This window comes from Parundibacterium terreum, assembly GCF_014636315.1.
Taxonomy (GTDB): domain Bacteria; phylum Pseudomonadota; class Gammaproteobacteria; order Burkholderiales; family Burkholderiaceae_D; genus Undibacterium; species Undibacterium terreum.
The window spans coordinates 163348-176689 of record NZ_BMED01000005.1; the positions used below are offsets into that span (position 1 = coordinate 163348).

Annotated in this window: 16 protein-coding genes; 15 read left to right on the top strand and 1 reads right to left on the bottom strand. The window is 53.6% G+C overall.

From position 1 onward, the window contains the following. Positions 1-89 precede the first annotated feature (89 nt). The 15 genes from rpmF to IEW12_RS21560 all read left to right on the top strand — a co-directional run bounded on the left by rpmF (position 90) and on the right by IEW12_RS21560 (position 12397). Positions 90-272, top strand: a complete 183-nt coding sequence (gene rpmF / locus IEW12_RS21495; RefSeq protein ID WP_162018712.1) for a 50S ribosomal protein L32 — start codon at positions 90-92, stop codon at positions 270-272. Positions 273-465: 193 nt separating this feature from the next. Next, the gene (gene plsX, locus IEW12_RS21500; protein ID WP_188568174.1) at positions 466-1563 is read left to right on the top strand and encodes a phosphate acyltransferase PlsX; all 1098 of its coding nucleotides are present in this window, start codon (positions 466-468) and stop codon (positions 1561-1563) included. Beyond that, the gene (locus IEW12_RS21505) at positions 1560-2546 is read left to right on the top strand and encodes a beta-ketoacyl-ACP synthase III (RefSeq protein ID WP_188568175.1); all 987 of its coding nucleotides are present in this window, start codon (positions 1560-1562) and stop codon (positions 2544-2546) included. Before plsX ends, IEW12_RS21505 begins: the two co-directional genes overlap by 4 nt. A gap of 80 nt (positions 2547-2626) precedes the next feature. After that, the gene (fabD, locus tag IEW12_RS21510; protein ID WP_188568176.1) at positions 2627-3568 is read left to right on the top strand and encodes an ACP S-malonyltransferase; all 942 of its coding nucleotides are present in this window, start codon (positions 2627-2629) and stop codon (positions 3566-3568) included. Beyond that, on the top strand, positions 3565-4317 hold the full coding sequence (gene fabG / locus IEW12_RS21515) for a 3-oxoacyl-ACP reductase FabG (RefSeq protein WP_188568177.1): 753 nt from the start codon (positions 3565-3567) through the stop codon (positions 4315-4317). The genes fabD and fabG overlap by 4 nt, the downstream gene beginning before the upstream one ends. A 134-nt stretch (positions 4318-4451) precedes the next feature. Continuing rightward, a complete protein-coding gene (acpP, locus tag IEW12_RS21520; protein ID WP_009664389.1) occupies positions 4452-4691 on the top strand; it encodes an acyl carrier protein in 240 nt (79 codons plus the stop codon). A gap of 33 nt (positions 4692-4724) precedes the next feature. Continuing rightward, on the top strand, positions 4725-5966 hold the full coding sequence (gene fabF / locus IEW12_RS21525; protein ID WP_188568178.1) for a beta-ketoacyl-ACP synthase II: 1242 nt from the start codon (positions 4725-4727) through the stop codon (positions 5964-5966). A gap of 65 nt (positions 5967-6031) precedes the next feature. Then, positions 6032-6547 (top strand): protein YgfX, encoded by a 516-nt coding sequence (locus IEW12_RS29155; protein ID WP_371874564.1) that lies wholly within the window; start codon positions 6032-6034, stop codon positions 6545-6547. Between the two features lie 99 nt (positions 6548-6646). After that, positions 6647-7249: an RNA polymerase sigma factor RpoE gene (gene rpoE / locus IEW12_RS21530; RefSeq protein ID WP_188568179.1), complete on the top strand. Its 603-nt coding sequence runs from the start codon at positions 6647-6649 to the stop codon at positions 7247-7249. Positions 7250-7331: 82 nt separating this feature from the next. Next, a complete protein-coding gene (locus IEW12_RS21535) occupies positions 7332-8039 on the top strand; it encodes a sigma-E factor negative regulatory protein (RefSeq protein ID WP_188568180.1) in 708 nt (235 codons plus the stop codon). Between the two features lie 6 nt (positions 8040-8045). Next, a complete protein-coding gene (locus IEW12_RS21540) occupies positions 8046-9059 on the top strand; it encodes a MucB/RseB C-terminal domain-containing protein (RefSeq protein WP_188568181.1) in 1014 nt (337 codons plus the stop codon). A 14-nt stretch (positions 9060-9073) separates the two neighbouring features. Then, complete coding sequence (locus tag IEW12_RS21545) at positions 9074-10597, top strand: DegQ family serine endoprotease (protein WP_188568182.1); 1524 nt, start codon at positions 9074-9076, stop codon at positions 10595-10597. Positions 10598-10755: 158 nt separating this feature from the next. Continuing rightward, a complete protein-coding gene (locus IEW12_RS21550; protein ID WP_188568183.1) occupies positions 10756-11004 on the top strand; it encodes a glutaredoxin family protein in 249 nt (82 codons plus the stop codon). Next, positions 11001-11618: a ribonuclease HII gene (gene rnhB / locus IEW12_RS21555; RefSeq protein WP_188568184.1), complete on the top strand. Its 618-nt coding sequence runs from the start codon at positions 11001-11003 to the stop codon at positions 11616-11618. The genes IEW12_RS21550 and rnhB overlap by 4 nt, the downstream gene beginning before the upstream one ends. After that, positions 11615-12397: a TrmH family RNA methyltransferase gene (locus IEW12_RS21560; protein WP_188568185.1), complete on the top strand. Its 783-nt coding sequence runs from the start codon at positions 11615-11617 to the stop codon at positions 12395-12397. The genes rnhB and IEW12_RS21560 overlap by 4 nt, the downstream gene beginning before the upstream one ends. Before the next feature lie 45 nt (positions 12398-12442). On the opposite strand, the gene ppsR is transcribed toward IEW12_RS21560, so the two are convergent. After that, positions 12443-13291 carry a posphoenolpyruvate synthetase regulatory kinase/phosphorylase PpsR gene (ppsR, locus tag IEW12_RS21565; RefSeq protein ID WP_188568186.1) on the bottom strand — a complete coding sequence of 283 codons (849 nt, stop codon included), beginning with the start codon at positions 13289-13291 and terminating at the stop codon, positions 12443-12445. Positions 13292-13342: the final 51 nt, after the last annotated feature.

Sequence of the window (13342 nt, forward strand, 5' to 3'; positions counted from 1 at the left end):
GATTATTAGGGATTCTTGACGGACAAGTTTTTAGTTTGGTCAGGTGTGTTAAATTTTTAGAAACATTTTTTGAAGTATTAGGAGTTATCATGGCCGTTCAGCAAAACAAAAAATCACCATCCAAGCGTGGTATGCACCGTTCACACGATTTTCTGACTGCACCGCAGTTGGGTATCGAGCCAACAACTGGCGAAACGCATCTGCGTCACCACATCAGCCCAAATGGCTTCTACCGTGGTCGTAAAGTATTGAAAACCAAGAACGACGAATAATCTGTCTGCTTGGTCAAAGGCGGCGTGGCAAGTTTTATACTTGGCGCCGCTTTTTTTGTGCGCGCAAGAAATGCAATTCTTGCAAAATTGTTATGTAAAGTATTTTATTTTCTTGAATGAGAATGAAATCATGTGATGGATTTCTTCAGTCTTGATAAGATGCGCGTTCCGAGATGAAGTGTTGAATTACTAAATGACAATAAAAATCTCCATTGACTGCATGGGCGGCGATCATGGCCCCGCAGTTACGGTAGCTGCGGCAGTGTCTTTCGCCAATCGCGAACCGGATTCCGAGTTCATCCTGGTTGGGCTTGAGTCTGTGATTCATGCAGAGCTGAAAAAAAATCGCGCCAGCAATCATCCCCGCATGACGGTCGTCAATGCAACCGAGGTCATCACGATGGATGATCCGGTGGAAATTGCGCTGCGCAAGAAAAAAGATTCCTCCATGCGGGTCGCTGTCAACCAGGTCAAGGAAGGTCTGGCCCAGGTATGCGTATCCGCCGGCAACACCGGCGCATTGATGGCGGTTTCCCGCTATGTGCTGAAAACCATGCAGGGCGTAGATCGTCCGGCTATCTGCGGTTTGTTGCCAAATCAAAAAAATCGTCCTACCTATATGCTGGACCTCGGCGCCAATGTCGACTGCGAACCGCTGCACCTGCATCAGTTTGCGATCATGGGCTCCGCGCTGGTGTCTGCGGTCGAAGGCAATAAGTCCAAGCCGACCATAGGCTTGCTGAATGTTGGCGAAGAAGACATCAAAGGTAATGATGTCGTCAAGAAAACTGCGCAATTATTGCGCGCCGACCATGAAAAAGGCTTGCTGAACTTTTACGGCAATGTCGAGGGCAATGATATTTTCAAAGGCACCACAGATATCATCGTCTGCGACGGCTTTGTCGGCAACGTGACGCTGAAGGCGGCTGAGGGTTTGGGACGTTTCTTCAAGACGACGCTGACCAGCGAATTCAAGAGCAACCCTTTGAATTTGTTGGGCGCTATAATTGCCCGGGGCGCGCTGAAGGCGATCTCGGGTAAGATGAACCCTTCCAACTACAATGGCGGTTGCCTGCTGGGCTTGCGTGGCCTGGTATTCAAGAGCCATGGTGGTGCAGACAAGTATAGTTATGAGTGGGCAATACAGCGTGCATTTGATGCCGTGAAAAATGATGTATTGACCCGTATCTCGACATCGATGGCGGAACTGATGCCTATAGAGCCAGCAGTAGAAGCTCCGGCAGTGGCATCGATGCAAACCAATGAACCTATAGCACAGAAAACCGCATGACTTTCTATAGCAAAATTATCGGTACCGGCAGCTATCTGCCACCTAAAAAAGTAAGCAACAACGAGCTGGCAGAGCAATTGGCCTTGAAGGGCATAGAAACCTCCGATGAGTGGATTTTTTCCCGCAGCGGTATTTCTGCACGCCATTACGCCGAGCCGGACGTGCTGTCCAGCGACCTGGCGATAGAGGCGGCAAAGCGCGCGCTGGAAGCAGCTGATCTGCAGGCAAATGATATCGACCTGATCATCATGGCGACATCGACGCCGGATCACTTCGGCGGCTTTCCAAGTACTGCCTGCGTAGTGCAGAACAAGCTCGGCATTACCAATGGTGCTGCTGCGATGGACGTGCAGGCGGTGTGCAGCGGTTTTGTGTATGCGATGTCAATTGCTGACAGCATGATCAAGACCGGTTCGCACAAGAATGTACTGGTGATCGGTGCAGAGGTATTCTCGCGCATCCTGAATTTTGAAGATCGCACGACTTGCGTGCTGTTTGGTGATGGCGCCGGTGCGATTGTCATGACGCGCTCGACTGAGCCTGGTGTACTCGCCACCAAGCTGCACGCGGACGGCAGCCACGCCAGTATCCTGTGTGTGCCGGGTAGTGTGAATGCAGGTGTGGTTGCGGGTAGCGCTTTCCTGTATATGGATGGCCAGGCGGTATTCAAGCTGGCAGTCTCCGTGCTGGAAAAAGTCGCGAATGAAGCGATGGAAATCGCCGGCCTGGATGCGTCGCAAATAGATTGGCTGGTGCCGCACCAGGCTAACATCCGTATCATGCAAAGCACCGCGAAGAAATTGCGCCTGCCTATGGAAAAAGTCGTAGTGACCGTGGACCAGCATGGCAATACCTCCGCGGCCTCCATTCCGCTGGCACTGGATGCTGCGGTCAGGGATGGCCGCATCAAGCCGGGCCACACCGTGATGGTCGAAGGCGTCGGCGGTGGCTTCACCTGGGGTGCTGCGATAGTAAAGATGTAATTGCTCGTGCCGGCGGTATGATGCCGGCAACAAGCTACGCAAGCCAAGCAGAATAACTAAACACTTAAAATTTGATCCACATGACTCAATTTGCATTTGTTTTTCCAGGCCAGGGTTCGCAGGCGATAGGCATGCTGAACGGCTTTGCCGATAACGCAATCGTGAAGCAGACGGTCGCAGAAGCGTCCGACGCACTGCAGTTCGACCTTGGCGCACTGATTGCGCAAGGACCTAAAGAAGAGCTGGACCTGACTACCAATACCCAGCCTGTAATGCTGACTGCGGCGGTAGCCTGCTATCGCGCATGGATTGCCGCTGGTGGCAAGGCGCCGTCTATCGTCGCAGGCCATAGCCTGGGTGAATACTCGGCGCTGGTGGCGGCTGGCGTCATTGCATTCAAGGATGCTGTTCCGCTGGTGCGTTTTCGCGCACAGGCAATGCAGAGCGCAGTACCTGTAGGGCAGGGCGGTATGGCCGCGATCCTCGGTTTGTCCGATGAAGACGTCAAGGCTGCCTGTGCGGAGGCCGTCGCCGGCACGCCTGGCGAGGTGGTCGAAGCAGTTAACTTCAATGCACCGGCTCAGGTAGTGATTGCCGGTAGCAAGGCTGCCGTGGAGCGCGCCTGTGAGATCGCCAAGGCCAAGGGCGCCAAGCGCGCATTGCCTTTGCCGGTTTCCGCCCCTTTCCATTCTTCGCTGCTGAAGCCTGCATCGGACAAATTGCGCGAGTTCATGGCCAGCCTGAATTTTTCGGCGCCTGCCATTCCGCTGATTAACAACGTTGACGTCGCCATCGTTAATGACACTGCTGCAATCAAGGATGCGCTGGTGCGCCAGGCTGCGAGCCCGGTACGCTGGGTGGAGACTGTGCAAAAAATCGGCGCCGGCGGCGTGACGCATATCATTGAATGCGGTCCGGGCAAGGTTCTTGCCGGTTTGACCAAGCGCATCAATGGTGATCTGATTGGCGAGGCCATGTTTGACCAGGCTTCCCTCGAAAAAGTAATGGAAATTTTGAAATGACACAACAATTAGCAAATCAGGTCGCGTTGGTTACCGGCGCATCGCGCGGCATAGGCAAGGCAATAGCGGTTGCACTGGCCAAGGCTGGTGCGCGCGTCATCGGCACGGCAACTTCAGAATCCGGCGCTGCCGCAATCTCGGAATATCTGGCTGAAGTCGGCCCTGATGCGGGCAAGGGCGTAGCTTTCAATGTCAATGATGTGGCGCGCTGCTCATCGCTGGTTGAGGAGATTCAAAAGGAATATGGCAGCTTGTCTATTCTGGTGAATAATGCGGGCATTACCCAGGATCAACTGGCGATGCGCATGAAAGAAGAAGAGTGGGATAATGTCATTTCTACCAATCTGAGTTCGGTCGGGCGCCTGTCGCGCGCGGTGCTGCGTGGCATGATGAAGGCCAAGCATGGACGCATCATTAATATTACTTCGGTAGTCGGCTCTGCCGGCAATCCCGGCCAGATGAACTATGCTGCCGCCAAGGCGGGTGTTGCCGGCATGAGCCGTGCGCTGGCCAGGGAAATCGGCAGTCGCAACATTACTGTTAATTGTATTGCACCGGGGTTTATTGATACCGATATGACCAAGGCGCTGACGGACGATCAAAAGACTGCGATCCTGCAGCAGATTCCTATGGCCAGGTTGGGCTTGCCGGAAGACATCGCGGCTGCCACTTTGTTCCTCGCATCGCCCGGTGCGGGCTATATTACTGGAACAACCTTGCATGTAAATGGTGGCATGTACGTTAGTTAAATTGATTTTTATAAGAAATTATTGGGTAAATCACTGGAATTAACCGAAGATATGCCTGATAATGCATAATTGCTTTTTCTCGCGCAAACCTGCTAAAATGCGCGCACTTTCTGTAACCTCTACTGGAGACACACATGTCCGATATCGAACAACGCGTTAAGAAAATCGTCGCTGAACAACTGGGCGTCGCCGAAGCAGACATCAAGATTGAATCCTCTTTCGTGGACGATCTGGGTGCTGACTCCCTGGACACAGTTGAACTGGTAATGGCTCTCGAAGACGAATTCGAAATGGAAATCCCGGACGAACAAGCCGAGAAAATCACTACTGTGCAGCAAGCGATCGATTACGCTAAAGCACACGTTAAGGCCTAATCAGCCACTCGTTATCGACTCTAGGAGAAGCGTTTGAGCCGTACGCGTGAACGTCGTGTCGTTGTTACCGGTCTCGGTTGCATTTCCCCTGTTGGCAATAATATTGCCGATAGCTGGGGTGCTATCACCGCAGGCAAATCGGGCATAGCGACCATTACCAAATTTGACGCAACCCCTTTTACGACGCACTTTGCCGGCGAAGTGAAGGGCTTCAATATCGAGGATTACATCCCCGCCAAGGAAGCCCGGAACATGGATACCTTTATCCATTTCGGCATTGCTGCAGGGGTGCAGGCGATTCAGGATAGTGGCCTGACAGTCACTGAAGAAAACGCTGAGCGCATTGGCGTCATCGTGGGTTCCGGTATCGGCGGCTTGCCGCTGATCGAAGATACCCATGCGACGCTGACTGAGCGCGGGCCTCGCCGTATCAGCCCATTCTTTGTCCCTGCTTCCATCATCAACATGATCTCAGGACACCTGTCGATCAAGTTCGGTCTCAAGGGACCTAATTTGGCGATTGTGACTGCATGTACTACCGGTTTGCATTGCATAGGCACAGCCGCTCGCATGATCGAGTACGGCGATGCCGATGTGATGGTGGCCGGCGGTGCGGAATCGACGATTTCTCCTCTGGGCCTGGGTGGTTTTGCTTCCGCCCGCGCTCTGTCTACCCGTAATGACGATCCTGCTACGGCATCCCGTCCATGGGATAAGGACAGGGATGGCTTCATCCTCGGCGAAGGTGCAGGGGTGATGGTGCTGGAAGAGTATGAACACGCCAAGGCGCGTGGCGCCAAGATTTATGGCGAAGTACTCGGTTTCGGCATGAGTGGCGATGCTTATCACATCACTTCACCGACGATGGATGGTCCACGCCGCAGCATGATCAATGCAATGAAAAATGCAGGGATCAATGGCGACCAGATCAACTATCTGAACGCACATGGCACGTCGACTTCCATCGGTGACCAGAACGAAACCGATGCGATCAAGGCGACCTTCGGCGATCACGCATACAAGCTGACCGTCAACTCGACCAAGTCGATGACAGGTCACTTGCTGGGTGGTGCCGGCGGCCTGGAATCGGTATTTACCGTTCTGGCATTGCACAATCAGATTTCGCCTCCGACGACGAATATCTTTAATCAGGATCCGGCATGTGATCTCGATTATTGCGCCAATATTGCAAGAGAGATGCCCATCAATTTTGCAATGAAAAATTCCTTCGGCTTCGGCGGAACGAACGGCACCCTGATCTTCGGTAAGATCTAAGCTTCTGAATCCAGGCATTCTCCTATCGGAGAGTGCCTGTTCTTTTTCTGCCTTCCGGCAATCCCATGTCCATTGCGGTCACAGCAAATATCGCGCCGTCACGCAGCCTGCTCCTTGCAGTGTGCTTTATGTGCGTGCTGGCTTGTGCTGCCGGGATACTGTCTGCATCCTCTCCTGATCTGTATTGGCCCCTGAGGCTATTGATCTTGCTGATGAGTTGCCTGTGCTCCTTGTTTGTCCTGCTGAATTTTCTGCGTACCCGTATCCCCGTCCGGCTGGATATTGGCGGGGAGGGGGAGATTGTCTTGCGCACGGCGGCGCCGCTTCCGTGGGGATATCCCTTGCGAAGGCCGGGGCTTAGTCAGGAATCGTATTCTTACCATGTCAGCCTGAGTGAGAGCAGTACCTTGTGGCCCAATTTCCTGCTGCTGAATCTGCTTGCAGACGACGGCAGGCTACACATCTTGCCAATATTATGGGATAGTGTACAACCTGCAACTTTCAGGGCATTATCCGTCGCTTTGCGGTGGATAGCGGTCCGGGAGCAGTCCGCGAAGCCACAAAAAGGTGACTTCTTGTAACTTGGCAAGCTTTTGGGGAACTTTGAAAGTCTTGCCCAATCTACTTAAGAGATCGCGTGTGTTGCCAATATGGGCTTGATAGCAATAGGATATGATTGAGTGACGACAGAACGCGACATAGATCAACTACTGGTTGAACGCGTCCAGCGTGGTGATAAAAAGGCATTTGAGCTTCTGGTTTCCAAATATCAAAGGAAATTAATGCGGCTCGTGTCCAGGCTCGTCCATGATCAGGCAGAGGCAGAAGATGTCGTGCAGGAATCGTTTATCAAGGCTTATCGGGCCCTGGCGAATTTTCGCGGCGAATCGGCCTTTTATACATGGCTGTACCGGATAGGCGTCAATACGGCAAAAAACTATCTGGTGACCCAGGGGCGCAGAGCGCCGACGTCAACCGATGCCGACATAGAAGAGGCAGAAACTTTTGTCGATGCCGATGGACTAAGGGATATAAACACTCCTGAATCCCTGCTCGCCAGCAAGCAGATCGCCGAGACAGTGAATGCAGCAATGGCGGCGTTGCCGGAAGAGTTGCGCAATGCGATTACCTTGCGCGAGATCGAGGGCTTGAGCTATGACGAGATTGCCGAGGTCATGCTGTGCCCCATAGGGACAGTGAGAAGCCGGATATTCCGCGCGCGTGAGGCAATCGCAGAGAAATTAAGGCCGGTACTAGGAACAGCGCTGGATCAGAGGTGGTAGTACTACACGGTTATCAGGCAAAAATAGTACTGGTTCAAACAAATTGAGTTGCACAGAAGTTAGCATATAGATTGCGGGTACGATGATGAAAACAGATACAAGTAAACAAGAACATATTTCAGCATTGCTGGATGGCGAGCTGAGCGGGCATGACTGCGACGCGGTCATTGTCAGCCTGGCAGCAGCCGAAAGCCGCGAAGCCTGGAATGTGTATCATCAGATCGGCGATGCCCTGAGGTCGGACGACCTTGCGGTTAATCTGAGTGCAGATTTTTCTTCCCGCTTTTCTGCTCTGCTGGATGCCGAGCCTGTCATCCTCGCTCCCAAAACCAGGCCGGTGGCTGAACAGCCGGAAATGCCGGCAATTGGCCAGCAAGCGAATGGCGCGGCCATCGTCAAGCCGCGCTTTAGCTGGAATGTGGCGATTGCCAGCATGGCCGCCGCAGCGGCGGTGGCATTTATCATGGCTCCGCAAGTGACAGCCATGTTTGGCGGCGGTGCTGCACCCGGTTTGCAAATGGCCAAGGTCAATGACAATCCGGGCAAACCTGCGTCGCAGCAGAGTGGACCGGTACAGCTGGTGGCTGATGCCAGTGTCAATCCGGAGTCGCAAGCCCGCCCGAGTGATGAACCCGACATGCTCAGGGATCCCCGTATCGACAGCTATCTGCTGGCACATCAGCGCTTTTCTCCTGCGATCAGTAATGCCGCGCAAACGACGCAATTTGCTGCCCGCGGCGTAGACCGTGATGACGCCGCCCGCGCAAGTTCCTCAGCCTCGGACAAATAAAACGATATGTCGCTTCAGCGTGTAAAGCTTTCCGTCCTGGCATCCTTGCTGGGCATGGCGTCGATGATGCATTTTGCTCACAGTGCCGAGACACAGGAAGACAAGCGGGAGACGCAAAATCTCTTGCAAAAGATACGGTCCGCAGCGCAAAAGCTGAATTACTCCGGCACCTTCGTTTATCAGCAAGCCAGCCAGATCAGGACTTCGCGCATCACCCATCTGGTCGATGCCAGCGGTGAAGTCGAAAAACTGGAAATCCTGGACGGCAAGCCCAGGGAATACATACGCCATAATGATGAGGTTGCCTGCTATCTGCCGGACACCAAGACCATACAGGTAGAAAAGAACGTTACGCAGGAAGTATTCCCGGCGATGCTGGCCAATAATGCTGCGCTGTTACCGGATATTTACGCGATCCGTAAGCAGGACATGGGGCGAGTTGCGGGCATGCCGTGCCAGATCGTCAGCTTTGAGCCGCGCGATGCCTTCCGTTACGGCTATCGCCTGTGCATGGACAATAGCAGCGGTTTGTTACTTCGCGCACAGACCGTCAACAATAAAAACGAGATCATCGAGCAAATTGCATTTACGCAGATTTCCATCGGTGACATCGATAAGAGTCGCGTCAAATCAAGTTTTCCCAATACCAGCCAGTGGCAGACGGAAAACTTGACTGTGCAATCGAACGCCAATTCGGGTTGGATAGTAAAATCCTTACCAGCCGGCTTTAAAAAAACGCGTGAAATGAAGCGTTTGATCCCCATATCACCAGCAGCAGCGGCAAATAGTACCGAGGCCAAAGCACATCAAGTCATACAAATGATTTTTTCGGATGGGCTGGCGGCAATTTCCGTGTTTATCGAACCCGACTCCCAAGGCCGTAGCGAGGGAAGCTTGCAGCAGGGGGCGATGACCATCATGGTAAAGCGCCATGGCGACTATTGGCTGACTGTTGTCGGTGAAGTGCCTTTCCCGGCGATTAAACAAGTAATGAACTCGATTGAATATAAACCTAAGTAATGACTAATGACGCCATGAAAACATCCCAAATTTTTCCTGTCGAGAAGTTGATTTCCACTTTAGTCCTGACGGCCTGTGTGGGGTTTGTCGCTCCCGGTATTGTCGGGGCTTTGCCTCAGGCGGAGGCGGCTGCTACCGGCGCGGTTGCGGGTTTGCCCGATTTCACCGACCTGGTGGACAAGGTCGGCCCCGCTGTTGTCAATATTCGTACCAGCGAAAAAATTTCGCAATTGCAATCCGGTGACGGCTCCGATGATGAGCAGATGCAGGAATTTTTCCGCCGCTTCTTCGGTATTCCCGTTCCTAAGCAACAGCAGCAGCCTACGCCCAAAGGCCGCAAAAAAGCACCTCAGCCACAGCAGGAAGAACAAGAAGTGCCGCGTGGCGTCGGTTCCGGCCTGCTGATCTCTGCGGATGGTTATATCCTGACCAATGCACACGTTGTGGACGGTGCTGACGAAGTGGTCGTCCGTTTGACGGACAAGCGTGAATTCAAAGCCAAGGTAATCGGTGTCGACAAGGTCAGAAACGATGGCCGTGGCTCCGACATCGCCGTGCTGAAAATTGAAGGTAGCAAGTTGCCGCATGTTGTGATCGGCGATTCGGACAAGATACGCGCGGGCGAATGGGTGATCGCCATCGGTTCACCGTTTGACCTGGAAAACACGGTGACGGCGGGTATCATCTCGGCCAAGGCGCGCGATACCGGCGACGAAACACCGCTGATCCAGACCGACGTTGCCGTCAATCCGGGCAATTCAGGCGGGCCCTTGATCAATATGCGTGGCGAAGTGGTTGGCATCAACTCGCAGATCTATAGCCGTTCCGGTGGCTACATGGGGATCTCGTTTGCGATTCCTATCAATGAGGCAATGCGCGTTGCTGAGCAATTGAAATCTTCCGGCAAGGTGACACGTGGCCGTATAGGCGTACAGATCCAGTCGGTATCCAAGGAAATTGCCGAATCCATAGGCCTGAAAACTCCTCAGGGTGCTTTCATCGCTGCAGTGGAGCCGGGTGCTCCGGCAGAGAAGGCAGGCTTGCAGGGCGGTGACGTGATCCTGAAATTCAATGGCGTCGCCATCGATAAGTCGATAGACCTGTCTCGCCTGGTCGGCGGTACCAAGCCTGGCACCAAGGCCAGCGTTTCAATCTGGAGAAACGGCGCTATCCGCGAAATGAGCGTGACCGTTGCTGAAGTCGTCACAGAAAAAGATAAGGCTCCGCAAAAATCCGAGAAAAAAGGCAAGAAGGAGCAGGCTGCCAATGCGATAGGCGTTACCGTCAGCGACCTCAGTGATGCGCAAAAGAAAGAGCTGCATGTCACTAGCGGAGTCGTTGTGGAGACGGTAGATGGGCCGGCAGAGCGCGCAGGTCTGCAGCCAGGCGATGTTATTTTGACCATGAATAATCTCGAGGTCAAAGATGCCAAGCAGTTTTCCGCCATGCTGGCGAAGGCCGACACCAAGAAAGCGGTAGTTTTGCTGGTGCGCCGCGATGGTATTTCGCAATTCGTGCCTATCCGTCCTTTGCAGTAATTCCTCATTATCCTGCGCTAGCCAGTGCATATAAAGCTGCCCACGGAAGTGGGCAGCTTTTTTTATAACAGGCTTGGGTCGTCAAGACTTATAATGCAGCCGTTATTGTTGTTTCTTCCAATTCCGCCGCCCAGGCGTTGTTTACCTGTTCTACCTCCATGATCCAGTTCACTCTCTATTCGCGAAGCTATTGCCACCTCTGCGACGACATGCTGCAAGCCCTGCAGGCCTATAATGCTGAGCAGGCATTTACCGTCAAAGTTGTGGATGTGGACGCCGATGATGCCTTGGTCGCGCTGTATGATGAGCTGGTACCGGTGTTGATCGGTAAAAAGGGCGACGGTGAGGAGCAGCAAATCTGCCATTACTTCCTGGATCACGCAAAGCTGAAAGATTTCCTGTCATGAGCAAAGCCGGCGCTACGCTACCCTTATTCGACCTGTTCGACTACGAAGGCGAAATTATCTGCGGAGTCGACGAGGCAGGCCGCGGCCCGCTGGCCGGCCCGGTAATGGCGGCTGCGGTAATACTGGATCCGGCACGGCCCATTGCCGGCTTGCGCGATTCCAAAAAACTGACTGAGCAGAAGCGCGACTTGCTGGCCCTGGAGATCAAGCAATATGCGCTGGCCTGGGCTGTTGCCGAATGCTCGGAGCAGGAAATCGATGAATTGAATATCCTGCAGGCGAGCATGCTGGCGATGCGGCGCGCTGTAGAGGCGCTGAAGATCGTGCCGACGCTAGCCCTGATAGATGGTAACCGCTGCCCGGTGATGGCGATACGCTCAGAGGCCATCGTCAAGGGGGATGACAAGGTTGCTGCCATTTCTGCCGCATCAATACTGGCCAAGACCGCGCGCGACCTGGCTTTGGCGAAGCTGCATGAAATCTATCCGCAATATGCGCTGGACCAGCACAAGGGCTATCCTACTGCCTTGCACCTGGAACGCCTGCGCGAGCACGGCGTATCGGCGATACACAGAAAATCCTATGCCCCGGTAAGGGCATTGCTGAACATATGAAATCCATCACCTCACGCGATAATCCGCTCTACAAAGAGCTGAGGCACCTTGCCACCAGTTCGCAGGCGCGCCGCAAGGCCGAGCGCACGCTGCTGGACGGCGTGCACTTGTGCGAAGCCTATCTGCAGCATGGCGGCGTGCCGCAGTTGTGCGTCGTCGCCGAAAGCTGCCTCGCCCACCATGAAGTGGACCCTTTGCTGGCGCGTTGTGCGGCTAGCGGCACGCAAACCATTTGCCTGCCGGACGTGCTCTACAATGCGCTGAGCCAGGTAGAGCATGGCGTAGGACTGATGTTCATCATCGCCACGCCCAATCCTGCGTTGCCCAAGAGCGTGGACCAGTCCTCGGTAGTGCTGGATAATTTGCAGGACCCGGGCAACCTGGGGTCTATCCTGCGCAGCGCGGCAGCGGCAGGCATCAAGAATATATTTTGCAGTTCAGGCACGGTCTTTTCCTGGTCGCCCAAGGTCATGCGTTCCGGCATGGGCGCGCATTTTCTGCTGAATATTTACGAGAATGTGCATCTGGAAGAATTGCTGAAAGATGTGCGCATACCGGTGCTGGCAACCAGCTCCCATGCGGCGGAAACTATTTACCAGGTCGACCTGAATCAGCCCGTGGTATGGCTGTTCGGTCATGAGGGGCAGGGGGTTGCGCCGGAACTGATGGACCTCGCGACGCATAATGTCACGATACCCCAGCGCGGAGAAATAGAGTCGCTGAACGTGGCAGCGAGCGCCGCGATCTGCTTCTTTGAGCAAGTCAGGCAGAGCCTGTAAAAAAAACCGGCCGAGCATGCACTGCTGGCCGGGTATTTGTTTGTCTTAGTACACTCGTACGTCTGATTTGATCTCTTGCAAAATAGTCGTCGAGATTTCCTCGATTGATTTTGCCGTCGAAGACAGCCAGCGTATGCCTTCCCGCTTCATCATGGCTTCTGCCTCATTGATCTCATAGCGGCAATTTTCCAGTGATGCATATTTGCTGCCGGGGCGCCGTTCATTGCGTATCTCGGACAGGCGTTCCGCAGCAATACTCAATCCAAATATTTTTCCCTTGAATTCCGGCAGCGCCGAAGGCAGTTTACCGCGCTCGAAATCATCAGGTATCAGCGGGTAGTTTGCCGCCTTGATACCGTACTGCATCGCCAGATACAGGCTGGTTGGTGTTTTACCCGAGCGGGATACGCCGACCAGTATCACGTCGGCAGTGGACAAATTCTTGTTGGATTGTCCATCATCATGCGCCAGTGAAAAATTGATCGCCTCGATGCGATTTTTGTATTCTTCCGAATCGGCGATATTGTGGCTGCGTCCTATTGTATGGGTAGACTTCACGCCCAGCTCTTGCTCCAGAGGCGAGACAAAGGTCTGGATCAGGTCCATATGCATGCCTTTGGACTTGAATACGACATTGGCCAGGTCGGTCTTGACCAGGGTGGAAAAAACGATGGGGCGCTTGCCATCCGGCGTGACCGCCTCATTGATGCGGCGTACGGCATCATGGGCCTTTTCCAAAGTGTCGATGAAGGGCAGGCGTACCTGCTTGAATTTCATGTCAAACTGGGTCAATACGGAGTGACCGAAGGTTTCCGCAGTGATGCCTGTGCCGTCCGATACAAAAAATACGGTGCGATTGGCGGAAGGCAAGGGCTGATTGATTTTATCGGTCATGGTATTGGCTGGGTGCTTAATAAAGGAAGCAGAATAAGGGAAACAAACAAA